Origin of the sequence: Hymenobacter latericoloratus (genome assembly GCF_014199535.1) — a bacterium.
GTDB lineage: Bacteria > Bacteroidota > Bacteroidia > Cytophagales > Hymenobacteraceae > Hymenobacter > Hymenobacter latericoloratus.
The window spans coordinates 321,157-345,181 of the sequence record NZ_JACHNV010000002.1 but is presented as its reverse complement, the minus strand read 5'-3'; the positions used below and the strand labels follow the sequence as shown (position 1 = coordinate 345,181).

The 24,025-nt window shown below is 60.1% G+C and carries 21 protein-coding genes; 15 read left to right on the top strand and 6 right to left on the bottom strand.

Annotation, left to right across the window (positions count from 1 at the left end; all coding sequences use genetic code 11):
* The first annotated feature begins 324 nt into the window (after positions 1–324).
* From argB to GGU46_RS07170, 4 genes are all read left to right on the top strand, one after another.
* Positions 325–1,095 (top strand): acetylglutamate kinase, encoded by a 771-nt coding sequence (gene argB / locus GGU46_RS07185; RefSeq protein WP_246398869.1) that lies wholly within the window; start codon positions 325–327, stop codon positions 1,093–1,095.
* The gene (locus GGU46_RS07180) at positions 1,083–2,156 is read left to right on the top strand and encodes a M20 family metallo-hydrolase (protein WP_183402876.1); all 1,074 of its coding nucleotides are present in this window, start codon (positions 1,083–1,085) and stop codon (positions 2,154–2,156) included. The genes argB and GGU46_RS07180 overlap by 13 nt, the downstream gene beginning before the upstream one ends.
* A gap of 269 nt (positions 2,157–2,425) precedes the next feature.
* Positions 2,426–3,730: an argininosuccinate lyase gene (argH, locus tag GGU46_RS07175; protein ID WP_183402875.1), complete on the top strand. Its 1,305-nt coding sequence runs from the start codon at positions 2,426–2,428 to the stop codon at positions 3,728–3,730.
* Between the two features lie 594 nt (positions 3,731–4,324).
* Positions 4,325–4,858 (top strand): TetR/AcrR family transcriptional regulator, encoded by a 534-nt coding sequence (locus tag GGU46_RS07170; protein ID WP_183402874.1) that lies wholly within the window; start codon positions 4,325–4,327, stop codon positions 4,856–4,858.
* A gap of 85 nt (positions 4,859–4,943) precedes the next feature.
* On the opposite strand, the gene GGU46_RS07165 is transcribed toward GGU46_RS07170, so the two are convergent.
* Together GGU46_RS07165 and lpdA are read right to left on the bottom strand one after the other, a co-directional pair.
* Positions 4,944–5,483, bottom strand: coding sequence for a hypothetical protein (locus GGU46_RS07165; protein WP_183402873.1), 540 nt, complete (start codon positions 5,481–5,483; stop codon positions 4,944–4,946).
* Between the two features lie 109 nt (positions 5,484–5,592).
* Complete coding sequence (lpdA, locus tag GGU46_RS07160) at positions 5,593–6,987, bottom strand: dihydrolipoyl dehydrogenase (RefSeq protein WP_215906280.1); 1,395 nt, start codon at positions 6,985–6,987, stop codon at positions 5,593–5,595.
* 236 nt (positions 6,988–7,223) lie between these two features.
* Between lpdA and GGU46_RS07155 the strand changes: the two genes are divergently transcribed.
* Positions 7,224–7,964 (top strand): tetratricopeptide repeat protein, encoded by a 741-nt coding sequence (locus tag GGU46_RS07155; protein ID WP_183402872.1) that lies wholly within the window; start codon positions 7,224–7,226, stop codon positions 7,962–7,964.
* A 199-nt stretch (positions 7,965–8,163) separates the two neighbouring features.
* Here the strand turns inward: GGU46_RS07155 and GGU46_RS07150 are convergent, their stop codons facing one another.
* Entirely contained in the window at positions 8,164–9,405 is a 1,242-nt protein-coding gene (locus GGU46_RS07150) for an NAD(P)/FAD-dependent oxidoreductase (protein ID WP_183402871.1), read from the bottom strand.
* A gap of 251 nt (positions 9,406–9,656) precedes the next feature.
* Between GGU46_RS07150 and GGU46_RS07145 the strand changes: the two genes are divergently transcribed.
* The 4 genes from GGU46_RS07145 (at position 9,657) to GGU46_RS07130 (ending at position 13,113) form a co-directional block, all read left to right on the top strand.
* The gene (locus tag GGU46_RS07145) at positions 9,657–10,058 is read left to right on the top strand and encodes a hypothetical protein (RefSeq protein WP_183402870.1); all 402 of its coding nucleotides are present in this window, start codon (positions 9,657–9,659) and stop codon (positions 10,056–10,058) included.
* 98 nt (positions 10,059–10,156) lie between these two features.
* Positions 10,157–10,906, top strand: a complete 750-nt coding sequence (gene fabG, locus GGU46_RS07140) for a 3-oxoacyl-[acyl-carrier-protein] reductase (protein ID WP_183402869.1) — start codon at positions 10,157–10,159, stop codon at positions 10,904–10,906.
* A gap of 114 nt (positions 10,907–11,020) precedes the next feature.
* Positions 11,021–12,208, top strand: coding sequence for an MFS transporter (locus GGU46_RS07135; RefSeq protein ID WP_183402868.1), 1,188 nt, complete (start codon positions 11,021–11,023; stop codon positions 12,206–12,208).
* A gap of 425 nt (positions 12,209–12,633) precedes the next feature.
* Positions 12,634–13,113 (top strand): YiiX family permuted papain-like enzyme, encoded by a 480-nt coding sequence (locus tag GGU46_RS07130; RefSeq protein ID WP_317171901.1) that lies wholly within the window; start codon positions 12,634–12,636, stop codon positions 13,111–13,113.
* Between the two features lie 6 nt (positions 13,114–13,119).
* Here GGU46_RS07130 and GGU46_RS07125 read toward each other — a convergent pair whose 3' ends face one another.
* Positions 13,120–13,860 carry a hypothetical protein gene (locus GGU46_RS07125; protein WP_183402867.1) on the bottom strand — a complete coding sequence of 247 codons (741 nt, stop codon included), beginning with the start codon at positions 13,858–13,860 and terminating at the stop codon, positions 13,120–13,122.
* Between the two features lie 160 nt (positions 13,861–14,020).
* On the opposite strand from GGU46_RS07125, the gene GGU46_RS07120 reads away from it, so the two are divergent.
* From GGU46_RS07120 to GGU46_RS07095, 6 genes are all read left to right on the top strand, one after another.
* Positions 14,021–16,096, top strand: coding sequence for a vWA domain-containing protein (locus tag GGU46_RS07120; protein WP_246398871.1), 2,076 nt, complete (start codon positions 14,021–14,023; stop codon positions 16,094–16,096).
* 151 nt (positions 16,097–16,247) lie between these two features.
* Complete coding sequence (locus GGU46_RS07115) at positions 16,248–16,649, top strand: hypothetical protein (protein WP_183402866.1); 402 nt, start codon at positions 16,248–16,250, stop codon at positions 16,647–16,649.
* 109 nt (positions 16,650–16,758) lie between these two features.
* Complete coding sequence (locus GGU46_RS21885; protein ID WP_246398873.1) at positions 16,759–17,622, top strand: pseudouridine synthase; 864 nt, start codon at positions 16,759–16,761, stop codon at positions 17,620–17,622.
* An 8-nt stretch (positions 17,623–17,630) separates the two neighbouring features.
* Complete coding sequence (locus GGU46_RS07105; protein ID WP_183402865.1) at positions 17,631–18,572, top strand: alpha/beta hydrolase; 942 nt, start codon at positions 17,631–17,633, stop codon at positions 18,570–18,572.
* Positions 18,573–18,896: 324 nt separating this feature from the next.
* The gene (gene dnaK, locus GGU46_RS07100) at positions 18,897–20,837 is read left to right on the top strand and encodes a molecular chaperone DnaK (protein WP_183402864.1); all 1,941 of its coding nucleotides are present in this window, start codon (positions 18,897–18,899) and stop codon (positions 20,835–20,837) included.
* Positions 20,838–21,042: 205 nt separating this feature from the next.
* Positions 21,043–22,191 (top strand): FAD-dependent monooxygenase, encoded by a 1,149-nt coding sequence (locus GGU46_RS07095; RefSeq protein ID WP_183402863.1) that lies wholly within the window; start codon positions 21,043–21,045, stop codon positions 22,189–22,191.
* A gap of 38 nt (positions 22,192–22,229) precedes the next feature.
* Here the strand turns inward: GGU46_RS07095 and GGU46_RS22065 are convergent, their stop codons facing one another.
* Positions 22,230–23,402: an endonuclease/exonuclease/phosphatase family protein gene (locus GGU46_RS22065; RefSeq protein WP_183402862.1), complete on the bottom strand. Its 1,173-nt coding sequence runs from the start codon at positions 23,400–23,402 to the stop codon at positions 22,230–22,232.
* Between the two features lie 48 nt (positions 23,403–23,450).
* Positions 23,451–24,008: a 5-(carboxyamino)imidazole ribonucleotide mutase gene (gene purE / locus GGU46_RS07085; RefSeq protein ID WP_246398887.1), complete on the bottom strand. Its 558-nt coding sequence runs from the start codon at positions 24,006–24,008 to the stop codon at positions 23,451–23,453.
* Between the last annotated feature and the right edge of the window lie 17 nt (positions 24,009–24,025).

The following is a 24,025-nucleotide window of genomic DNA, read 5'->3' as shown; positions in this document are numbered from 1 at the left end:
CAGGCGAATTATTGCACGCCAGCTCTTAAGCTGGCATTGTTCGCACAACCAGGGTAGGTCGTCGCAGAAGCGCAATAGAAGAGAGAAGAGTCATTGACAGCAGCCGCGGGGCGGCGTGGGGTGTTTCTGCGGTTGAAATGATCAGGACCGCTAAATCGTTGCAAAACTAGATGTTTTTTTTTGGAAACTTTGCCGGCCCGGCCGCAAAAAAAGTTCCCGCCCGCCTGCCGGTTGCGACTGGTTGCCGCCGGCGCGGCTGCTTCATTTGGCTCTTTCCGGCCCCCTACGCCACTTTTCCCCGACTCCTACTTCATGCGCGAAGGCTTGAAAATTTTTAAGATTGGCGGCGGCATCATCGACGATGAAGCCCAGCTGCGCCACTTCCTGACGGAGCTGGCCCGAGTACCCGGCCGAAAAATACTGGTGCATGGCGGCGGTAAAGGCGCCAGTCAGATGCTGCAGCACCTCGGCATTGAGCCCCGGATGGTGCAGGGCCGCCGTATTACCGACGCCCCTACCCTCGACATCGTGACAATGTTCTACGCGGGCAAAACCAACAAGCAGATAGTGGCGCTCCTGCAGGCAGCCGAGGTAAATGCCCTGGGGCTTTCCGGCGCCGATGGTAACGCTGTCCGGGCCGTGCAGCGGCCGGTAAAAGACATCGACTACGGCTTCGTGGGCGACCTGCCCGAAAACAGCATCAACGTTGGGCTGCTGGGCCAGCTGCTGCGGGCCGGCATCACGCCGGTGTTCTGTGCCATCACCCACGACGGCCACGGTCAGCTGCTCAATACCAACGCCGATACCATTGCCAGCACGTTGGCCCGGGCCCTGACCGCCGAGCATGAGGTAGCGCTGCACTTCTGCTTCGAGAAAGACGGCGTGCTGGGCGACATCAACGACGAAACCTCCGTGATACCGCAGATTACCGCCCGGCAGTACCAGCAGCTGAAAGCCGAGGGAGTTATTGCCGCCGGCATGGTCCCAAAGCTGGATAATGCCTTCGCGGCGCTGGAAGCTGGTGTGGAGCGTGTAGTGATTGAAAATGCGCTTAACATCAACAAACCCGTGAAAACTGTGCTATGTCGGAGCTAGTACACCGGCTAACCGGGTATGCCATTGCGCTGTTACAGAAGCTGATTCAGACGCCTTCCTTCTCAAGAGAGGAGGACCAGACGGCCGCGCTGATTTTTCAATTTCTGACCCACCAGGGCGCCTGCCCCCGGCGCGACGGCAACAATGTGTGGGCTGTGTCCAAGCACTTTGATGCCAGTAAGCCTACCATTTTGCTTAATTCCCACCACGACACGGTGAAGCCGGGCAGCACCTGGACCCATGATCCATTTGGAGCTACAGTAGAAGGCGATAAGCTGATAGGCCTGGGCAGCAACGACGCGGGCGCTTCGGCCGTGAGCCTGCTGGCTACGTTTCTCTGCTTCGAGCAACAGGAAACCGCACCGCCATTTAACCTAATCTGCGCCATTACGGCCGAAGAGGAAATTTCGGGCGCCAACGGCATCCGGCGGCTGCTACCCCTCCTACCCCCTATTGACCTGGGAATCGTGGGCGAGCCCACCCAAATGGATTTGGCCGTAGCCGAAAAAGGTTTGGTGGTGCTGGATTGTGTAGCGCACGGCCGCACCGGCCACGCCGCCCGTGAGGAAGGTGAAAATGCCCTCTACAAAGCCGTAGCCGATATTCGGTGGTTTGAGCAGTACTGCTTCCCGCAGGTGTCGGAACTGCTGGGACCCGTGAAAATGACCGTGACCCAGATTCAGGCCGGCTCCCAGCACAACGTGGTGCCCGACCGCTGCACGTTCGTGGTGGATGTGCGCACCAATGAGCGGTACACCAACCAGGAGGTAGTGGAACTGGTGCGTCAGCATGTTACCTCCGATGTCACGCCCCGCTCTACCCATCTGAACTCCTCCCGTATTGCCCTGGAGCACCCGCTGGTGCGGCGCGGCGTAGCCCTGGGCCGCCGCACCTTCGGCTCGGCCACCCTCTCCGACCAAAGCATGATGCCCTTCACCACCGTCAAGGTAGGCCCCGGCGACTCGGCCCGCTCGCACACCCCCGACGAGTACATTCTGCTCAGCGAAATCCGGGCGGGGGTGCAGGGCTACGTAGCTTTGCTCGACGGGCTGGGGCTGTAGCGCGCCGCTCTCGCCTGGCGTATAGTGTTGAACGAACCCAACAGAAAGTCCTACCTGAACGTCATGCTTCATCTGTCGTCTGCTTGTCGAAGTATCTCTCCCTCTGGCTACTCAATAGCATGGCAACGAAGCGGTAGAGCTGCTTCGACTTTGCTCAGCATGAGAGTCAGCATGGCAACATCAGCACGCGAGATGCTTCGACTGCGCTCAGCATAACGCTCTGTTCCACCCCATACCACGGCTCCATTCGTCGTGAAAACCAACCAAGCATGAAAATCTGGGATAAAGGCATTGCCGTCGATAAGAAAATTGAACAGTTCACGGTGGGCCACGACCGGGAGCTGGATATGTATCTGGCCCGCTTCGATGTGCAGGCGTCCGGGGTGCAGGCCAACATGCTGGCCCAGGCTGGGCTGATTTCCGAAGAGGAAAACGGGCAGCTGCAGCAGGGCCTCGCCGAGCTGGTCGCCCAGCTGGAGGCCGGCACCTTTACCATTGAGGCCGAGTTCGAGGATGTGCACTCCAAGATTGAGTTCTACCTCACCGAAAAGTTCGGCGACGCGGGCAAAAAGATTCATACCGCCCGCTCCCGCAACGACCAGGTGCTGACGGCTATCCAGCTGTTTCTGAAGGACTACACTAAGCGTGCTGCCGCTCGCACCCTGGAACTGGTAGAGGTGCTGCTGCAGAAAGCCGAGCAGCACCACGCCGACCTGATGCCCGGCTACACCCACTTCCAGGCGGCCATGCCCAGCTCCTTCGGCCTCTGGTTTTCGGCCTACGCCGAGCACCTGCTCCTGGATCTGGCCTTGTTTGAAGCCGCCCATACGGTAGCTGACCAGAACCCGTTGGGCTCGGGCGCGGGCTTCGGTTCGTCCTTCCCCATCGATAGGCTGCAAACCACGCGGGAAATGGGTTTTGGTAATCTGGCCGTGAGCAGCGTAGGGGCCCAGATGCTGCGGGGCAAAACGGAAAAGACAGTGGCCTTTGCCCTGGCTGGCATGGCCGCTACCCTGGCCAAAATGGCCTACGACCTGGTGCTCTACAACTCTCAGGATCTGGCATTTGTGGAGCTGCCAGCCGCGTTTACTACCGGCTCCAGCATCATGCCCCACAAAAAGAACCCCGATGTGTTTGAGCTGATCCGGGCCCGCTGCAATGCCCTGCAGGCCCTGCCCAACACGCTGATGCTGGCCACCAGCAATCTGCCCAGCGGCTACCACCGCGACTTTCAGATTCTGAAGGAGCTGCTCTTCGAGCCCATGACCCAGCTGCTCAACATCCTGGACATCGTGCTTTTCGCCCTTCCTCAGCTGCGCATCAAACCTGATTTGCTTAACCAGCCAAAATATGATGCGGTATTCTCGGTAGAGAACATTAACCAGCTCATCCAAAGCGGCACTCCTTTCCGCACTGCCTACAAACAAGTGGGCCAAGCCGTAGAAGATGGCAGCTACCGCCCGCACCGGGAGTTCCAGACCACGCATCTGGGCAGCGTGCATAACCTGGGGCTGGCAGAGATTCACGCCAAGGTTGCACGGTTCCGGACAGATAGTGCCCTGATGGCACACTAGACTTGCAATGCTTCATACACTTCGCGTGCCTGGTGAGGGTAAGTGCTGCCTCTGCTCAACTTCTTGTACCTAACCCATTGGCAGTGTTGGTGGTAGTGCTGTCAAAAAAGACAAAATTTTGAACACCATCATTCTTAGCTCACTATCAGGCGCTTACATAATAGATAAACATTGGTGAGTGATTACTTACAAAAATAAGTGAGCTAATACTTACCAGCTTTCCGAGTTATTGCTTATTATTGCATCATCAATCCGGCAGCTACTCCCACTAACTACCGGTACATAATTCCCACGCCCCGCTTACCCGGATGAACCCCACCCCATCCGGTACCCTTCGAGGACCGCGCAGCTGTACCCCCGGCGCTGCTGCCCGCTGGTTATCGGAAACCCACGTAGCCGGCCGATTTGGTATCCCCAAATCGGCCGGCTTCTGTTTTTAGCCGTTTTTACTTCATCTACTGGAGCAGGCAAATCTGTGGATGATTCTAAAAAAATAGCTTGATTTAGGTTCCAAGGCCCGAACTTGCGGTGTTTCTGTTGTTTCAGACAGAAGCTTCAGCGCGGCTGGAGCCGCACCACAATCGAACGAATCGTATGACGAACCGCAAACAGCACATTGCAGAGGTAGCATTGCAGCTATTTGGGGACAAAGGCTTCGAGAATACTTCGACCCAGCTGATTGCCAAGGCAGCGGGAGTCTCAGAAGCTCTTATTTTCAAGCATTTTGGCTCCAAAGACCAGCTCCTAGAGTTTGTAATTCGCAATGGCTATAAGCGCATCATTGAGGATAACCGGGGCGGCCTTGCCGAACCCGATCCGCTGGCTTTTATCCATAGTGTTATTGAGCTGCCCTTCAAGCTGGTGCAGGCGGAGCCTCACTTCTGGAAGCTGCAGTACCGCCTTACCGACTCTGAAATGGCCCGGCAGCAGCACGAGCGGTTTATGAAGCCCGTGCCGGCCCTGCTGCGCCAAGCCTTTCAGAAGCTGGGCTACACCGACCCGGATAAGGAAACCGAGCTGCTGCTGCTGCTAGTAGAAGCCCTCTGGAAGCAGGAAGCCACCAAAACCGAAGCCTCAGACGACCAGGGCATGCTTGATTTCATCAAGGGCAAGTACCAGGCGCAGTAGTGACTAGTAAACACAAGTGTCCCATCGGCCAGACTGCTGCAAATCAGCCTAGCCGATGGGACACTTGTGTTTGATGATACTTCCGCTACGGATTGAGCACGCGCAACGACTGCACCATCTCCTGGGCCTTATCCTTCCACAGAGCTACATCTTTTTTGACGCAGTTGAAGGTCATCACCAGTACGTGCCCGTCCAGGTCCGTAAAGAAAATGAGGTTGTACACCTCTGTATCTACCGCAGGCGTCATCAGCTCCAGATAGCCAACCTGCCGGTCATGCACCTTGCGCGTTCCATGGCCGTACCAGATGGCTTTGGGCTGCGCTTTCTGCATTATGGCGTGCATCTGCTGCTCAAAATACGGCAGGTTCTCTTGGGTTACGGGGGTAGTAGTGAGAGAGAAGGCTACGTTGGTGGCTCCCCGCTCGTCGGTCAGCACTTCCTGGGGCGGCCGCCCGCCCGGATACTTCAGCGCCAGCATCTCCTTGTTCATGGGCGCGAAACCTGCGGGCACCAGTAGCTCGACCCGGCCGTTGAGTAGCTGCCGTTTTTCAAGCGGTGGAGCCTGGCCCCACGCCGTAACCCAACTGATGCAGAAGCCGCAGAGCAGAAGTAGAATGTGTTTCATACGAAATGTGCAGGGTAAAAGTAAACACAAGTAAAAACGCCCCAACCGGGTCCGGCTGGGGCGTTTTTGCTCAGCACCAGCTGCGTTGCGCTGGCAGCCGCAGCCAGGCTTACAGGTGAATCACCTCGCCGTAGGCGGCGGCGGCGGCTTCCATCACGGCCTCGCTCATGGTGGGGTGCGGGTGCACGGCCCTAATGATTTCGTGGCCAGTGGTTTCGAGCTTGCGGGCCACGACCACTTCGGCAATCATCTCCGTCACGTTGGCCCCAATCATGTGGGCGCCCAGCCACTCGCCGTACTTCTTGTCGAAGATAACCTTCACGAAGCCGTCCTTCACGCCACCAGCGGAGGCTTTGCCCGAGGCCGAGAAGGGAAATTTACCTACCAGCACATCGTAGCCCTGCTTTTTGGCTTCGGCTTCGGTGAGGCCCACGGAGGCAATTTCCGGCGAGGCATAGGTGCAGCCGGGAATGTTCTGGTAGTTGAGCGGCTCGGGGTGGTGGCCGGCAATTTTCTCGACGCAGATGATGCCTTCGGCGGAAGCTACGTGAGCCAGCGCGGGGCCGGGTACGATGTCGCCGATGGCGTAGATGCCGGGCACGTTGGTCTGGTAGTAGTCGTCCACGATAACGCGGCCTTTCTCTACGTTGATGCCCAATTCTTCGAGGCCCAGGTTTTCGAGGTTGGTAACTACGCCGGCGGCGCTCAGTACCACGTCGCAGGCAATCTGCTGGTCGCCTTTGGCGGTCTTAACCGTTACGTTGCAGCCTTCGCCGCTGGTGTCCACCTTCGTTACCTCGGCCGAAGTCAGCACGTTGATGCCGATTTTCTTGAAGGATTTCTCCATCTGCCGCGATACTTCTTCGTCCTCCACGGGCACGATGCGGGGCAGGTACTCCACCACCGTTACCTCGGTGCCCATGGTGCGGTAGAAGTAGGCAAACTCCACGCCGATGGCGCCGGAGCCCACAACCACGAGGCGCTTAGGCAGGGCGGGCAGCACCATAGCCTGGCGGTAGCCGATGATTTTCTTGCCGTCGATGGGCAGGGCGGGCAGCTCGCGCGAGCGGGCGCCGGTGGCCAGAATGATGTGCTTGGCCTCTACGGTTTCCTTGCCGCCATCGGGCTTGGTCACTTCTACCTTACCGGCAGCCAGCAGTTTGCCGGTGCCCGATACCACGTCAATCTTGTTTTTCTTGAACAGGAAGTTGATGCCCTTGCTCATGCCGTCGGCCACGCCGCGGCTGCGCTGAATCACGGCGCCGAAGTCGTAGCCTACGCCTTCCGCCTTCAGACCGTAGTCGCCGGCGTGGTTGAGGTACTCAAATACCTGGGCGCTCTTGAGCAGGGCTTTGGTGGGAATGCAGCCCCAGTTGAGGCAGATGCCGCCGAGCGACTCGCGCTCCACCACGCCTACTTTCAAGCCCAGCTGCGAAGCCCGGATAGCCGCGACGTAGCCGCCGGGGCCGCTGCCGATAACGACCAGGTCGTATTGCAATGCCATGTTGTGTTCGGTTGAAGGTTTAGAAGGAAGGACCACCGGCTGCTTCGGGCGGGCAGGTGGCCCGGCAAAGATAGGCAGGCCGCGCTACTCTGCCACGCTGCCCGGTTCCGCTGGGGCCTGCGGGCCCCGGACAAAATTTTGGGGCCGGGCTTAGCCTTTCCTAAAGGGTGCCCGTACAAGAGCCGTTACCCGATTACGGGCCGTTGCGCCTGCCCTTTTTTCACTCTGAACTCTCCATGAAAGCACCTATACTTTCGCTTTTTACCAGCCTGGCTTTACTTTCCCTGACAGACTGCGCCCGCAGCACCACGGAGGTGGAGCGCCCGACCTCGGCTTCGCGGAACGCGGCCCGGGAAATGGCCATTGCCCGCTCGGCCGACACGGCAGCCCGGGCCGCCGATGGCACGGCTACGGCCTCCGTGGCCTCTGCCCCTACCCCTGCCCTACCCGTAGAACCCGCCGCCCGCAAAACCAACGCCGACTACCGCGCCGAAATTCGCACGGCCGATGCCGCCCTCAAGGCTAAACCCCGCGACTTCGACGCCCTGCTGGCCCGGGCTAAAGCGAAAAGCCACCTGAAAGATTACCGGGAGGCCGTAGCCGACTACAACGCCGCGCTGCGCCTGAAGCCTACCAACGCGGAAGCCTACTACAACCGGGGCCTCAACCGTCTCAAGCTTAAGGAGTACAGCGCCGCTATTTCCGACTTTACCAAGGCCGTGAAGTACAACCCCCAGGACAAGGAGGCTTATTTTGGTCGGGGTGCCGCCAAGATGCAGCTGTTCAACTTCAAGGGTGCCATTCCGGACTTCGCCAAAGCCATCAGCCTCGACCCCAACTACGCCGATGCCTACGAGTACCGCGGCATTAGCTACGCTTCCATCAACAAGCCCAACGAAGCCAAAGCCGACCTGGAAAAAGCCACCATGCTTAACCCCGAGGCCGAAAAAAGCCTGCGCCGCTACGCAGGCAAGTAGTGAGATGGTGAAGTGGTGTCATGGCGAGGGCACCGAAGCCATCCGTCCTGACCAACGTGCTACCCCTTTTACTGTGAGAAGCCCTTACATCCGCGCTGGAAGTAGGGGCTTTTCACTTTATGAGGTTTGTCACACAAAGAGGAAGGATGGCTTCGTGCCTCGCCATGACACAACTTCACAACTTCACAAATTCACCATATCACCGCCCCATCAGCAGCTTAACGTAGAAGCTGGGCTGGCGCAGCCGCTCGCGCAGGTCCAGGTCGAGGAACATGTTGCTGATGGTTTCGGCCAGGGTGGGGTTGTTGGCGGCGCGGTTGGCCACGAAGTTGAACAGCCAGGGGTAGCCCAGCAGGCGCTGCATGGCCCGGCTCAGGCGCAGCTCCTGCCAGAGGCGGTTGTACACGGCCTGGTCGTAGCCGAGCAGAAAACCGGCCGAGAAGTTCTGCGCCGCCAGCGCCCGCCCGGCCCAGTCGGCGGCGTGGCGGCCCGATACCATAGCGTGGCTGATGCCCTCACCACTGAATGGGTCGATGAGGGAGCCTGCATCACCGAGCAGCAGGTAGCCGGGGCCGGAAAGCGGGCGGCGTTTGGAGCCTAGGGGCAACCCGAACCCGCGCACCGGCCCCAGCCGCTCGGCGGTGGCAAACCGCTCCTTCAGGGCCGGATGCGTCTGCAGTATCTCATCCAGCCGCTCGCGCAGCTTTACCTTCTTTTTCGATACCGCTTCGGTGAGCATACCCACCCCCACGTTGGCCTCGCCATTGGGCAGCGGAAACACCCAGAGGTAGCCGGGCAGAAACTCTCGAATGAAGTGCAGCTCAATGAAATTATCGGGGTGCAGGCCCTGCACGCCCCGGTAGTAGGCCCGCAGGCCGGCGCAGTGGTGGGCCGGCTCCAGCGCGTGGCCGCCCACTTGCCGGGCAAAGCTGGATTGCGCGCCGTTGGCCACCAACAGCAACCGGGAGGTGGTTATTTCAACGTCATCGGGCCCGAACAGGCGCCAGCGGCCGTCGGGCAATTGCTCGTGGCGGGCTACCTCGGTATTTTCCCGGAAGTCGATTTCCGGGCGGCGGCGTACCTCTTCAATCAGAAAGTTATCGAAGTGCAGGCGCTTGCTGATGTGGCCGGCGCTGCGGTCGGTGGCGGGGTTGTACTTCGGCTTGAAGGGCACGGCCAAACGGCGGCCGTTGGGCGCGTAGAAATCAATGCCCCAGCTGGGCAGCTGAATGGGCTCGGCGGCCAAGCGGGCGGGCAGCTCCGGGCCCAGCCGGCGCAGCTCGCTGAGCACTTTGCCGCTGAGGGCGTCGCCGCATACTTTGTCGCGGGGGAAGGTGGCGCGGTCGAGCAGCAGGCAACGGTGGCCGGCCTGGGCCAGGTGCAGGGCCGCCGTGGCCCCGCCCGGGCCAGCGCCCAGAATGCAGATATCGGTGTCGGGCATAGGGGTAGCGAAGATACGAGCCGCAACCTTTGGGTTGCCATCTGCGCTACTGCTGCCACAACGCAGCCTCAGCCATACATACAGCGGCCTTTGCTTGCCGGCCTCAGTGCTACCTGAAACCAAAGCGCAACCGGCGTACCCCGCGCTGCTGCCTTTCGCAAACCAATTGCGCTACTTCAACCAGAAGGCCTGCTTCTGGCTGGCTTCTCATAATTTTGCTTCCCGACTCTAGGCTCTTGCCTTACTTGCCAATGGCTCTCCGACTTTTACATCAGGATCCTACCATCACCATTTCCTACGACTACCAGCGCGACTGGCTGTACGCCAACTGGACCGGCGACCAGAGCCTGGAATCGGTGCAGGCGGGCTGCCTGCGCCTGCTAGAACACCTACAGTTTGAGCGGTGCACCAAGCTCCTCAATGATAATACGGAAGTAACCAGCATGTGGAGCGATGCGTCGGGGTGGGTGGGCGCCACCTGGTTTCCGATGATGGCCGACGCCGGGCTGGAGTATTTTGCCTGGGTGTACTCGCCCAACGTGTACAGCCGCCTCTCCGCCGACCTTTCCATGCAGCAGCAACTCGGCACCCGGCCCATTGTGCTGGCGTTCGATAATCAGGAGCTGGCCTCCAACTGGCTACAGCTGATGTAGCGTCAGTTGCCCAAAAGCTCGGCCATTAGCGCCCGGGTAGAGGGTGTAGCGCAAACCAAGGGGTAGCAGGTTAGGCTTTCGTTGCTACCTTCGCTGGCATGACGAAACAGCTTGACGGAAAAGTGGCCCTCATCACGGGTGCTTCCAAAGGAATTGGCCGCGCTATTGCGGTGTATTTCGCCCAGCAGGGCGCGCAAGTGGCCTTCACCTACCTCTCCAGCGTGGAGAAAGGCCAGCAGCTGGAGCAGGAGCTTTCGGCTTTCGGCACCAAGGTGAAGGGCTTCCGGTCCGACGCTTCCATCTACACCGAGGCGGAAAAGCTGGTAGATGAGGTGGTAGCTGAGTTTGGCAAGCTGGATATTCTGGTCAACAACGCCGGCATCACCCAGGATGGCCTGCTCATGCGCATGAGCGAGCAGCAGTGGGACCAGGTGCTGGCCGTGAACCTGAAATCGGTGTTCAACCTGACCAAAGCCGCCACCAAGCCCATGATGCGCGCCAAAACCGGCAGCATCATCAACATGACCTCAGTAGTAGGCATCAAGGGCAACGCTGGCCAAGCTAACTACGCCGCTTCCAAAGCCGGTATCATCGGCTTCACCAAATCGGTGGCTCTGGAGCTGGGCTCGCGCAATATTCGTTGCAACGCCATTGCGCCGGGCTTCATTGAAACCGAAATGACTGATGCCCTCGACCAGAAGCAGGTAGATGAGTGGCGCAAAGCCATCCCGCTGCGTCGCGGCGGCTCGCCCGAGGACGTGGCCAAAGCTACTGCCTTCCTGGCCTCCGAAGAATCGGCCTATATCACCGGCCAAGTGCTGCAAGTTGATGGCGGCATGCTGACCTAGGGCAGCCTCTTTTTGAACAAGACTGGTACGTGTCGGGTTGTACGGGCTTGCGAAGCGGGCCTGCCAGCCCGACACGTTTTTTGTTGCGCCCGCCGCCCCGCCCCTACCCCCGCTATGAAATCGAAACTTGTATTGCTACCGCTCATGCTGGGCGGGTTCGGCATTGGCATGACGGAGTTCGTCATGATGGGCATTCTGCCGGATATTGCCCGCGCCATGCGCATCAGCATTCCGGATGCCGGCCACTTCATCTCGGCCTATGCCCTGGGGGTAGTGGTGGGCGCTCCGCTGCTGGTGGCCCTCACCGGCAAGCTGCCGCCGCGGAAAATTCTGGCCTTGCTGATGGCGTTGTTTGCCGTGGGCAACGGGCTGTCGGTGCTGGCCTCCTCGTACCACCTGATGCTGCTGACGCGCTTTGTTTCGGGGCTGCCGCACGGGGCGTTTTTCGGGGTAGGCGCCGTGGTGGCGGGCCGGCTGGCCCAGCCGGGCAGGGAGGCGCAGGCCATTTCCATCATGTTTGCGGGCCTCACGTTTGCCAACATCATTGGGGTGCCCATTGGCACCTACCTGGGCCACCATTTCAGCTGGCGGATTCCGTTTGTGCTCATTGTGGTGGTAGCCCTGCTGACGGTGGTGAGTGTGCTGCGGCTGATGCCCAATCTGGCCGCCAAAGAAACCAACCTGCGCCAGGAATTTCACGCCTTCACCAAGCTGGAGCCCTGGCTGATTATCGGGATAACCGTGCTGGGCAACGGGGGCTTTTTCGCGTGGTTTAGCTACATCGTGCCGCTGTTCACGGAGGTAAGCGGGTTCGGCCCCAATACGGTGGCGTTTCTGATGGTGCTGGCCGGCGTGGGCATGGCCCTGGGCAACCTGCTCGGCGGCTGGCTCACCGACCGTATCTCGCCCCTGCGGGCTACTACCTTCCTACTGGCAGCCATGACGGCCTCTCTGCTCCTGGTGCCCGTGGCCGCGCCCTACCAACTCCCGACGGTTGTCATGACCATGCTCACGGGGGCGCTGGCATTCTCCACGGCCGCGCCCATCCAGATGCTGATGATTCGCTCGGCCAAGGGCTCGGAAATGCTGGCTTCTTCGCTGAGCCAATCGGGCTTTAACACGGGCAACGCGCTGGGCGCTTACCTGGGCGGCCTGCCCATTGCCGCCGGCCTGGGCTACACCTCCCCCGACTGGGTAGGCGCAGCGCTGGTGACGGGCGGCATCCTGTTCTGCGTGGCGCTGGTTTTCCGCCGCCGCAGTCAGGCCGCCGCGCCGGAGCCGGAAGTGGCAGTAGTTAGATAAGAATAGAGGGGGTAGGAAAATACGCTTTCAAGAAAAGCGACTGTCATCCTGAGCACAGCGAAGGACCTTCTTACGCTTGAACGAGGCGCTGTTATGCTCGTTCTTCAGGCGGGGTAAGGTCCTTCGCTGCGCTCAGGATGACAGACATTTTTCTAACTACCCGTGCAATCTGTAGCACAGCCAATCTGCCACGCGCTTACCTTAGCCGCAACCCGTTTCTCGCCTCGAATGAAGCTCAAGATTTTGTTGGCGCTGCTGTTGCTGCTTACTGTTTCGCTGGTGGCCTACCCCCATTTGCACCACCGATACGTGCGCTATCAGCGGCAGCAAACTGCCTTCAAAGCTGCTGAGCAGATTTCTACCCGCCTGCGCAACGGCGACCTGATCTTTCACACCTCCCAGTCGGCGCAAAGCCAAGCCAAGCCATTCAGCTGGCCACCCGCTCGCCGTACAGCCACTGCGGCATTTTATTCAAAAAGAACGGGGAGTGGCGCGTGTTCGAGGCCGTGCAGCCAGTCAGCGAAACGTCATTGGCAGCTTGGGTGGCGCGCGGCAAAAACGGGCAGTTTGTGGTTAAGCGCCTGCGCGATGCGGAAACCGTTCTGACACCTGCAGCCCTTCAGCGTCTGCAAGCCGCCGGCGAACAGTACCGCGGCCGCAACTACGACCTTTACTTCGGCTGGTCCGATGAGCGGATGTACTGCTCGGAGTTGCTCTGGAAGATGTATCACCAGGCCACCGGCCGTGAAATCGGAAAGCTCCAGGCCCTGCGCGAGTTCGACCTAGGCCACCCAGCCGTGCAAGCCAAGCTGCAGGAGCGCTACGGCAAGCGCATTCCACTGGATGAAAAGGTTATTTCGCCGGTCCGGATGCTGGAAAGCCCGGAGCTGGTGACGGTGCGGTGAGTAGCGTTAATCTGCGTTGGCTACTTTATTGGTAGCTTCTAGCAGTTGAATAAGGCTTGATAATTGGGTAGCATATTCCGCTTCCGGGTTTTGAAAGAAGATAGTTGTCAGCATTTCAATTATTGTTTTGTTAGTAAGCCAGCGACTGAACAGAATTCCAGGTCCTGCGTCTCTATCAAAGACGGATAGCCGTTTACTTCCTATTACCATATCAGCATTACGATCTACAAAATCAATCAACCGCTTAATACTTACTGGGCTCTTAAATTCACTCCATATAGATAGCAATAGTTCAACGTCAGGATACACATTCATAATAGCTGGAAAGTAGTCTGAGAAGGCAGCATCAGCTATTTCTAAATCTGTATTGAGCAATTCATTCCACAGCGTTAACAGATAATCCTTTATAGCGTTTTGTTCAGATACTGGCCATGTTTGCCAATGCCCATAACGCAGTTTATCCAATGCTACCCATTCTTCCCAACCAGTATCAAGCGTAGCAAGCAGTTCAAAAATTCGAGGAAGAAAATGCCGGAAATCATCCACATCACCCCAAGTAGTCATCACTTTGAAATAAAAGATACCCAGGTGGTCAACGGATAATTCTCGTAGTGGCCGAGCTGCCAAAGTGCGATTCCAGATTAACAAATCACTATGCAAGGGGCTACCCTCCATATGAGGGTCTAGTGGGTACTTGGCAAAGACACAGTATAGATTTTCTATGGCGGTCTGCAGCTTGCTGTTCATAAATACAAAGATCCACTATTCGGCTCGTGTATATTGCCTGCTATAACGTCAGGCCTACTCCCCCCGCAACTCCCTACCTTCGCTATCCGCCCCAACCCTCACCCGCGCAACTCTGCGTGGTAATCCGGGGTTCTTAGGTTCACACTGATTCCGTTGGCATTTGCTACTATCTGCTTCTCCCTGGTTTATACTGCTGTGCCTGCTGGTAGGCGCGGGCTACGCGGCCCTGCTCTACTCGGCTAAGGCCCCCTGGAGCCGGACCATCAACTACGCACTGGCCTTCGTGCGCTTTGCGGTGGTGAGCTTTTTGTGCTTCCTGCTCCTTTCCCCCTTCCTGAAAACCACCACCACTACCACTGAAGCGCCGACCGTGGTGCTGGCCGTCGACAACTCGCAGTCGGTGGGGCTGTTCACGCCGCCGGCTGTCCTGACCCAGGCCACCCAGGGGCTGGCGCAGCTGGCCGAAACATTGCGCGGCCGGGGCTTCCGGGTAGAAACTCGCACGCTTTCCGCCGGCAGCCGTCCGGCCCGGCCCGATTCGCTACGGTTTCAGGCTCCGGCTACCGACCTTGATGGGCTGCTCACGGGCATCGGCGAGGGGTTTCAGGAACGGAACCTGGCGGGGGTAGTATTGGTATCGGATGGGGTAGTAAACCAGGGCCGCGCCCCCCAATACACCTCCTACCGCTTCCCGATTTACGCCATTGGCGTCGGCGATACGGTGCCCAAGAAAGACGTCAGCCTGCCCGCCCTGACCTACAACCGCGTGGCGTTCAGCGGCAACCAGTTTCCTATCGAAGCCGAGCTGGCTTACGACGGCTACCCCACTGGCACTACCGCAACCGTGCTGCTGCGCGAGAATGGCCGAGTGCTGCAAACCAAGCGCGTGAGCCTGCCTGCCGGGCAGCGGCGCACCAAAACCACCTTCCTGGTAACGGCCCCGGCCCCCGGCAAGCGCCGCTACGAAGTGGTAGTGGAAAAGCTGCCCGGCGAGTTCACGGCCCTCAACAACCAGAAGTTTGCCTACCTCGACATCGTGAAGGGCAAGCTGCGAGTGCTGCTGGCCGGCGCCGCCCCCCACCCCGACCTAAAGGCCCTGCGCGCGGCCATTCTGCAAAACGACAACTTCGACCTCGCTACCTACCTGCCCGGCATCAGCCCGCTTCAACCCCAGGATTTCGACGTGGCCATTCTGCACCAGTTGCCGGCCCAGACGGGGGTAGGCGCCGAGGTGCTGGCCCAGGTGAAAGCTCGCCGCGTACCGGCCCTGTACATTCTGGGGGCCCAGTCGAACTACAGCGCCTACAACGCCCTGAGCACGGGCCTGACCGTGACGCCCCGCGGCGGGCAGACCGATGACGTGACGCCCGTACCCAATGCCACCTTCACCCGCTTTTCGTTTGAAGAGGATGCTTTGCGCCGGTTCGCGGCCTATCCCCCAGCGCCGGTGCCGTTCGGGGAGGCGCGCCTGGGTAGCGGGGCTGAGGCCGCGCTGTGGCAGCAGGCAGGCCGCGTAAAAACGCAGAAGCCCCTGCTGGTATTCGGGGGCACGCCTCAGCAGCGCCAGGCTACCCTGCTCACGGAAGGCAGCTGGCAGTGGCGCCTGCAGGAAGCCGCCGAGCACGACGACCGGCCCGAGGCCTACGACCGGCTGGTGGTGCGGACCCTGCAGCTGCTGACCCAGAACGCCAACAAGAAGCGCCTCGATGTGTACCCCACCCAGGACGCCTTCAACACCCCGGACGACGTGACCTTCGGGGCCGAAACTTACAACGCCATCTTCGAGCGCATCTACGGCCAGCAAATCACGCTCACACTCACCGATGAGCAGCGCAAAACCCGCACCTTCACGTACACCAACAGCCCCGATGGCTCACCCCTGCACCTGGGGCCGCTGCCGGCCGGCCTGTACCGCTACGTGGCGCGGGCTACTCTGGGTGGGCAGGCGCAGCAAGACCAGGGCGAGGTATTGGTGCAGGAGCAGCAGCTGGAAGCCCTCCAGTCGCGGGCCGACCACAACCTGCTCTACCAGGTAGCCCGGCGCAGCGGGCAGCGCCTCTACTACCCCGCCCAGTTCGCCCAACTCGCCCAGGACATTCAGAAGGCCAACTACAAGCCCGTGATTTATGAGCACGAAGACCTAAAGGACCTGATTAATTTGAAGTGGCTGTTTTTCCTGCTGCTGGGGCTGATGACGGTGGAATGGGCGACCCGCAAGTATTCGGGCGGGATATAAGACCGCTGCCCACACGACTTCGGCCTTCTGCTTTTCCGTGGCAAGCCAGAAGTGCAGACCTTTACCTCTCCGAAAAAACACCTGTTGCGCTGAGTGCTGCCTCTTTGGAAAGAGGACCGGAGCCCAGGTTTACGTCTTCCATTCTCCTCCCATGAACCGTCTGCTTTTCCCTTTGCTCTCCGCAACTCTTCTGCTGACCGCCTGCGACAAAAACGCGGAACAGAAGGCCGAGCTGGCTGTGCAGGATTTCGTGCGCATGCGCGTTTCTGATCCTAAAAACTACTTCCCGGGCAAATTCCGGCACAAGCCCTACACCAAGCGCGACTCCCTGCAATACCTGGCTCAGATGGCCCGGATTAACGGACTGCCGGCCCCGCCCGCCCCTACCCCCGCCGACTCCGTGCGCATTGGCACGCTGGTGCTTCACGACTACCGCGACGAGATGCGCAACGGCATTTCAGTGCGCGACAGTGGCGAGTACGTGGTGCGGCCCAACGGCGAGGTGCGCATGCTGATAGCGGAAAGCGTCCGGCAGAAGCGCCTGCAGAAGTAAAGCGTACCTTTGCCGTTCCGGACGGGGTAGGAAACGGGAGCAGGCCGCTCCGGTTCCGGCCCTGGTCCGGAATCCTGTTTTTACTGCTTTTACGTGAGCTGGAAGGCTCATGCCCCGCATGCGCTACATTCTGCTCAATAAGCCCTACGAAGTCCTGACTCAGTTTACCGACGAAACCGGCCGGAAAACGCTCAAGGATTTTGTTAACGTCCCGAACATTTACCCCGTGGGTCGCCTCGACTACGATTCCGAAGGGCTGGTGCTGCTCACCGACGATAAGCAGCTGCAGCACCGTCTGTCGGAACCGCGCTTCAAGGTACCGAAAACGTATTGGGTGCAGGTAGAGGGCGTGCCAACCGAGGAAGCGCTGGAGAACCTGCGCCGGGGTGTGGACCTGAAAACTGGTTTTACTACCCCCGCCGAGGTAGCCCTGCTGCCCGAAACGCCCCAGCTTTGGGAGCGAAGCAAGCCGGTGCGGTTCCGGGCCAACATCCCGACCACCTGGGTGCAAATCCGGATTTCGCAGGGCATGAACCGGCAGGTGCGCAAAATGACGGCTGCTGTGGGCTACCCCACCCTGCGCCTGGTGCGCGTCGGCATTGCCGATTTGCGGGTGGATAAGCTCCAGCCCGGCGAGTGGCGCGACCTGACCAAAGAGGAAGTACAGGCCCTGACCGAAGACATGGCGGCCCAGACCGCCGCGGCCGGCACCTTCAAAACGCCCGGTAAAGGCTCCGAATACTGGCCCGGCGGCGTGCGGCCCGCCGGCGAAAAACCGCGCAGCACTAACCGCAGCGGTTATACTCTCCCCGGCACCAAACCGGCCGGCAGCTCCCGCACCGCCGGCACCCGGGGCGCGGGCCGCAACGCTACCCCCGGCAAAACCGGCAGCAAGCCCGGCCCTAAGTCGGCCGGACGGGGTAGCGCGCCCCGCAAACCAGGCGCGGCGGGGGGCCGCTCCGGGCGTAGCTAAGCCGCAGTATGCGCCACGCCCGAAAACTGCGGCGGCTGGCTGTGCTGGCGGCCCTGGCCTTTGTGCTGCTGAACGTGGTAGCCGCTTTCCACGCTTGGCGGTTCACGCACTTCACTACCGAAGTGGGCACCCATACTGATAACCCCGAACAGCTGACGCTGCTGCAAAAGCTGTGGGTGCTGGTCACGGGCATCAAAAATCCCAAGCCCGTCAACCACGCCGCTCCCGACTTTCCCTACGTCACTACCTACCTCGAAAGCCCCAACGGGCGGCTGGAAGTGTGGCACGGCGAGGTCCCGAACGCGCGCGGCACGGTGGCCCTATTTCATGGCTACACCAGCTCGAAAGCAAAACTGCTCTCCGAGGCCGCCTATTTCCGCAGCCTGGGCTACAGCGTTGTGCTGACTGATTTTGCGGGTAACGGCGGCTCCGAGGGCAACGTCTGCACCGTGGGCCACCACGAGGCTGAAGATGTGGCGGCGGTGGTGCAGTGGCTGCAGCAGCGGCCGGGGCCGGTATTCATTTACGCCAACTCCATGGGCGCCGTGGCTACCCTCCGGGCCGAAGCCGAGCTGGGCGTGCGCCCCACGGCCAACCTGCTGGAGTGCCCCTACGGCTCCATGCTTGAAACCGCCCAGAGCCGCTTCCGCTCCATGCACGTCCCGCCCTTTCCGATGGCCAACCTGCTGGTATTCTGGGGCGGAGTGGAAAACAACTTCTGGGCCTTTGACCTCGATGCTACCCGGTACGCTGCTCGTATCACCACTCCTACCCTGCTGATGTGGGGCGAAGCCGACCCGCGCGTAACCCGCCCGGAAACCGACGCCATTTACGCCGCCCTGCGCGGCCCCAGGAAGCGCCAGGATTTCCCCCGCTCCGGCCACGAGCCGTATTGGTGGAAACATAAAGCGTTATGGGAAAGCACGGTGAGGGAGTTTATGATAAAATAGTATGTCATCCTGAGCTTGCGAAGGACCTTATTACACTAGCACGAAGCACCGCTACAAGAATAGATCGGGCGCGATAAGGCCCTTCGCAAGCTCAGGATGACAAATCCGAATGTACCACATCCTGCCCACCTGTCAGCATATCCTACCTCTGGTTTTATCGTAGAAGTCAGACCGTCGCGAAACGGTACCACGAGTTATTCCAAAATGACAATCTGTCACGAAAGAAAGGCATTTTCTTGGCTGGTACGCGTCTTGTAATTCCCCCGGTGCGAGTGATTCGCATCTAGTATCTGACACTTCAACTCTTACTATACAACCATTCACATGGGCAAAATAATCGGTATTGACCTCGGCACCACCAACTCGTGCGTGGCCGTAATGGAAGGCAACGAGCCGGTGGTAATTCCGAATAGCGAAGGCCGCCGCACGACTCCCTCCATCGTGGCGTTCCTCGATAACGGTAAAGGCGAACGGAAAGTCGGTGACCCCGCCAAACGTCAGGCCATTACCAACCCCAAGAATACGCTGCAGTCGATTAAGCGCTTCATGGGCCGCGGCTTCGGCGAAGTGACCGAAGAAGCTAAGCACGTTTCTTACGAGCTGGTGCGCGGTTCCAACAACACGGTAGCCGTGCAAATTGGCGACCGTCAGTACACGCCCCAGGAAATTTCGGCCATGGTTCTGCAGAAAATGAAGCAGACCGCCGAAGACTACCTCGGCACCACGGTAACCGAAGCCGTTATTACGGTTCCGGCTTACTTCAACGATGCCCAGCGCCAGGCTACCAAAGAAGCTGGCGCCATTGCTGGCCTCGATGTGAAGCGCATCATCAACGAGCCCACCGCTGCTGCCCTGGCTTACGGCCTCGACAAGAAGCACAAAGACCAGAAGATTGCCGTGTACGACCTCGGTGGTGGTACCTTCGACATCTCGATTCTGGAGCTGGGTGATGGTGTGTTCGAAGTACTGAGCACCAATGGTGACACCCACCTCGGTGGCGACGACTTCGACCAAGTAATCATCAACTTCCTGGCGGAAACCTTCGCCAGCGAGAACGAAGGCCTCGACCTACGCAAAGACGCTATGGCCCTCCAGCGTCTGAAAGAAGCTGCTGAGAAAGCCAAAGTAGAGCTGTCGTCTTCGACCGAAACGGAAATCAACCTGCCCTACGTAACGGCTACCGCTTCGGGCCCGAAACACTTGGTAGTAAAGCTGAGCCGCGCGAAGTTCGAGCAGCTGGCTGACTCGCTGGTGCGCCGCTCGATGGAGCCCTGCAAAAAGGCGCTGCAAGACGCTGGCCTGAGCACTTCCGACATCGACGAAGTAATCCTGGTAGGTGGCTCGACCCGTATCCCCCGCATTCAGGAAGAGGTAGAGAAGTTCTTCGGTAAGAAGCCTTCGAAGGGCGTTAACCCCGACGAAGTAGTAGCCGTAGGCGCTGCCATCCAGGGCGGTGTGCTGACCGGGGAAGTGAAGGACGTGCTCCTGCTCGACGTGACCCCGCTTTCGCTGGGTATCGAAACGATGGGCGGCGTAATGACCAAGCTCATCGAGTCGAACACGACCATTCCGACCAAGAAGTCCGAGACCTTCTCGACGGCTTCCGACAACCAGCCTTCGGTAGAGATTCACGTATTGCAGGGCGAGCGTCCGCTGGCTTCGCAGAACCGCACCATCGGCCGCTTCCACCTCGACTCGATTCCGCCGGCACCCCGCGGTGTTCCGCAAATCGAAGTAACCTTTGACATCGACGCCAACGGCATTCTGCACGTTTCGGCCAAAGACAAAGGCACCGGCAAGGAGCAGAAAATCCGCATCGAAGCCTCGTCGGGCCTCACCGACGCCGACATTGAGCGCATGCGCAACGAAGCTGCCGCCAACGCCGAAGCTGACAAGCAGGAGAAGGAGCGCATTGAGAAAGTTAACCAGGCTGACTCGATGATCTTCCAGACCGAAAAGCAGCTCAGCGAGTACGGCGACAAGTTGAGCGCCGGCAACAAAACGGCCGTTGAAAATGCGCTAGCTGACCTCAAGAAGGCCCACGAGAGCAAAGACCTCGGCCAGATTGACACCGCCATGGCCGCTATCAACGCTGCTTGGCAGGCTGCCTCGCAGGAAATGTACGCCGCTACCCAAGGTGGCGCCGACGGCCAGCCCGGTGCTGACGGTGGCAACCCCTTCGGTGGCCAAGCTGGCGGCAACGGCCAGCAGGGCCAGTCCCACGACAACGTGACGGATGTGGACTACGAAGAAGTAGGCAAGTAAAATCGCAGATTACCGCTGATTTTCTTGATTCCGCTGATTGTGATTAAAAAAGCCCGAAGCAGTGATGCTTCGGGCTTTTTTTGTGGGCGTTATTTAGCCGGGCATTCCATTTTCTTCTGAGCTTGCAGCCGGGTAGCTTCCTCAGGAAAAGTCGGTCTTTGGAATGCTTGCCGGCTTTTCCTACCCAACGACTAACCCAAAGCGCATGGCTGATTTTCTGATTATTGGGGCGGGCATTGGCGGACTCACGGCGGCGCACGCGCTGCTCCAGCAAGGCCACCGGGTGCGGGTGCACGAGGCGGCGCCGGAATTGCGCGAAGTGGGCGCCGGCCTGGTGCTGGGCGCCAACGCCATGCGCGCCCTGCACCAGCTGCACCTAGACGCGGCCGTCCTACCCCTGGGCTCACCCGTAACCCGCCTCGACCTGCGCGACCAACGGGGCCGGCTGCTCCAGGCCGCCGACACTGCCCCATTTACTACCCGCCTGGGCTTTCCCAACCTGGGCATTCATCGGGCGGCGCTCCAGCAGGTTCTTTCTCAAGGTTTGCCCCCGGACGTCTTAACGCTCGGCTGCGCTTTTGAGCGGCTGGAAACCGATGCCACCGGCGTAACCGCGCACTTTGCTGATGGCCGCACCGTGCGGGCTGACGCGCTAATTGCCGCCGACGGCATCCGCTCCCGGGTGCGGCGGCAGCTGCTGCCTCGCGCTGAGCCGCGCTATGCGGGCTACACCTGCTGGCGGGCCGTGGTAGATGCCAGCCGGCTGGACTTGCCCGTGGGCGAATCGTGCGAGACGTGGGGCGAGCGGGGCCGGCGCTTTGGCTACGTGCCCGTGGGCAAGGGCCAGGTGTACTGGTTTGCCTGCCTGAACAGCCCGCAGCCTCAGAACCCGCAGTACCGGGCTTACCGCACAACAGATTTACAGCGCGCGTTTGCCGGCTTCCACGCGCCCGTACCCGAGCTGCTGGCCCTCACCCGCGACGAGGAGCTGCTCTGGAACGACATCCTTGACGTGAAACCCCTGCGGCGTTTTGCCTTTGGACGGGTGCTGCTGCTCGGCGACGCCGCGCACGCCACTACCCCCAACCTAGGCCAGGGGGCCGGCATGGCCGTGGAGGATGCCGCCGTGCTGGCTCAGTGCCTGGAGGCCCAACCCGATTTGGGGCGGGCTTTTCGGCAGGTTGAGCAGCGCCGTCGCGGCCGCACCGCCCGCATTGTGCGCACCTCCTGGCAGCTGGGCCGGGTAGGTCAGCTGGAAAGCCCGCTACTAACCGGGCTGCGCAACACCGTGATGCGCTTACTCCCCCCGGCCGTGAGCCGCAGCCAGATGGCCTGGCTCTACGATGAGCTCTAACCGCCAAGGCCGAAGCAGCAGTGCTTCGACTTTGGCGGTTAGGTAGTAAGTTCTTTCTTGCGGTCGGGGTTGGCAGCTTCATCCTGCTCTTCCTCGTCTTCCTCCTCAAAGCCCTCCCGAATTTTTTCTACGGCTTCGTGGTGGTCGTCGGCGTCGGCTTCCTCGGCATTTTCCTCCTGTTCGGCCTTGTCGTGGGGCTCGTAGCTGAGCTTAATGTAGATGGGGAAGTGGTCGGAGCCGACGTAGGGCAGCCGCTCCATGTCATCTACCTTGAAATGCGGGGAAACGAAAACGTGGTCGAGGGGCCAGCGCAGCAGGGAGTAACCGGCGTGGAAAGTGGGCAGCAGCCCACGGCCCACGCGTGGGTCGAGTAGGCCACTGATGCGGCGGAACAGCTCGGAGGTGTGCGACCAGGCTACGTCGTTCATGTCGCCGAACACAATGGTAGGCTCATCTTTCTGGTCGATGGTTTTGCCGACTAGTAGCAGCTCGGCGTCGCGCTTGGTGCTGGTTTTGGCTTCGGCCGGGGCCGGGGGCTTGGGGTGCAGGCCGTACACGCGCACCATGGTTTTGCCGTCGGGCAGCTCTACCAGCGTATGAATGGAAGGCACGTCGTCATCGAGCAGATACTTTACTTCGCAGCCGTGCAGGGGTAGGCGCGAGAAGAACAGCAGGCCGTAGGTGTTGTCCAGGGGCTCGTGGCAGGTGTAGGGGTGAGTCTGCTCCAGGGGCCGGAGCTGCTCCAGCCACCACAAGTCAGTCTCCACCGCCATTATCAGATCGGAGTCGGCATCCTGCAATACCCGCAGAGCTTTCTGGCCCTGTTTGTTGTACTGCAGCACGTTCATCATGGTCAGGCTCAGGTGCCGGCGGCCGTCTTTGTGAGTGCTGTCGCCGACCTGCTTTTTTACCAGGCGGGTGTAGGGCATAATGCGCAGCAGCTGGTAGACAACGGCGGCGGCCAGCGCCAGCAGCAGGCCGGGGGCCCAGTACGTGTCGTCAGCGGGCCGGTGCCACTTCAGCAGCAGCCCGGCGGCTAACACCAGCACCAGCACACCCACAATCTGCAGGCGCGGGAAATCAAAGATGCGAATCCACCAGGCGGTCTGGCGCAGCAGGGGCAGCAGCGTGGCTACCAGCGTGGCTACGGCCAGCAGCAGGGTCAGGCCGTGCGCAAGTTGCAGCCAGAGTGGAACGTCGAGGTCGGGCACGGAGGGGAGAGAGTAAGCGTGGGAGAAAGAGGAAGGCAACCGGGCAGCTTAGTCATCATTGAATCCTCCTTTACGCAACTCCTCAATGGTGCGCATTACTTTGTCCTTTAAGGAAGTGCGATACTTCTCCAGCACATCGGCCAGGCGGGCATTCTGCAGGGCCAGAATCTGGGTGGCCAGCACGGCGGCGTTGGTGGCCCCATCCAGCGCCACGGTAGCTACCGGCACTCCCGCCGGCATCTGCAGCATCGACAGGATGGAGTCGAGGCCGTGGAAGGAAGTAGTGGAGTTGATAGGCACCCCGATGACGGGCAAAGTAGTGAAAGAGGCAATCATGCCCGGCAGATGGGCCGCGCCTCCTCCACCGGCAATCAGTACGCGCAGGCCGCGCTTACGGGCGGTTTCGGCGTACTCCACCAGCCGGTGCGGGGTACGGTGCGCCGATACCAGGGTGATTTCGTAGGTGATGCCGAACTGCTGCAGCAGCTCAGCTGCCGCCGACATGGTTTTCAAATCTGACTGGGAGCCCATAATAATACCCACCAGGGGCGTATCGTGGGGAGCCGGCATATCGGGGGCCGCAGCGGCGGGAAGCGTGGTAGGCATAGGAGAGTACAGGAAAA

What these genes read in the sequence shown, in the direction of transcription:
- GGU46_RS07180 (WP_183402876.1), top strand. Translation starts at nt 1,083, where the DNA reads ATGTCGGAGCTAGTACACCGGCTAACCGGGTATGCCATTGCGCTGTTA.
- argH (WP_183402875.1), top strand. Translation starts at nt 2,426, where the DNA reads ATGAAAATCTGGGATAAAGGCATTGCCGTCGATAAGAAAATTGAACAG.
- GGU46_RS07170 (WP_183402874.1), top strand. Translation starts at nt 4,325, where the DNA reads ATGACGAACCGCAAACAGCACATTGCAGAGGTAGCATTGCAGCTATTT.
- GGU46_RS07165 (WP_183402873.1), bottom strand. Translation starts at nt 5,483, where the DNA reads ATGAAACACATTCTACTTCTGCTCTGCGGCTTCTGCATCAGTTGGGTT.
- lpdA (WP_215906280.1), bottom strand. Translation starts at nt 6,987, where the DNA reads ATGGCATTGCAATACGACCTGGTCGTTATCGGCAGCGGCCCCGGCGGC.
- GGU46_RS07155 (WP_183402872.1), top strand. Translation starts at nt 7,224, where the DNA reads ATGAAAGCACCTATACTTTCGCTTTTTACCAGCCTGGCTTTACTTTCC.
- GGU46_RS07150 (WP_183402871.1), bottom strand. Translation starts at nt 9,405, where the DNA reads ATGCCCGACACCGATATCTGCATTCTGGGCGCTGGCCCGGGCGGGGCC.
- GGU46_RS07145 (WP_183402870.1), top strand. Translation starts at nt 9,657, where the DNA reads ATGGCTCTCCGACTTTTACATCAGGATCCTACCATCACCATTTCCTAC.
- fabG (WP_183402869.1), top strand. Translation starts at nt 10,157, where the DNA reads ATGACGAAACAGCTTGACGGAAAAGTGGCCCTCATCACGGGTGCTTCC.
- GGU46_RS07135 (WP_183402868.1), top strand. Translation starts at nt 11,021, where the DNA reads ATGAAATCGAAACTTGTATTGCTACCGCTCATGCTGGGCGGGTTCGGC.
- GGU46_RS07125 (WP_183402867.1), bottom strand. Translation starts at nt 13,860, where the DNA reads ATGAACAGCAAGCTGCAGACCGCCATAGAAAATCTATACTGTGTCTTT.
- GGU46_RS07115 (WP_183402866.1), top strand. Translation starts at nt 16,248, where the DNA reads ATGAACCGTCTGCTTTTCCCTTTGCTCTCCGCAACTCTTCTGCTGACC.
- GGU46_RS21885 (WP_246398873.1), top strand. Translation starts at nt 16,759, where the DNA reads ATGCCCCGCATGCGCTACATTCTGCTCAATAAGCCCTACGAAGTCCTG.
- GGU46_RS07105 (WP_183402865.1), top strand. Translation starts at nt 17,631, where the DNA reads ATGCGCCACGCCCGAAAACTGCGGCGGCTGGCTGTGCTGGCGGCCCTG.
- dnaK (WP_183402864.1), top strand. Translation starts at nt 18,897, where the DNA reads ATGGGCAAAATAATCGGTATTGACCTCGGCACCACCAACTCGTGCGTG.
- GGU46_RS07095 (WP_183402863.1), top strand. Translation starts at nt 21,043, where the DNA reads ATGGCTGATTTTCTGATTATTGGGGCGGGCATTGGCGGACTCACGGCG.
- purE (WP_246398887.1), bottom strand. Translation starts at nt 24,008, where the DNA reads ATGCCTACCACGCTTCCCGCCGCTGCGGCCCCCGATATGCCGGCTCCC.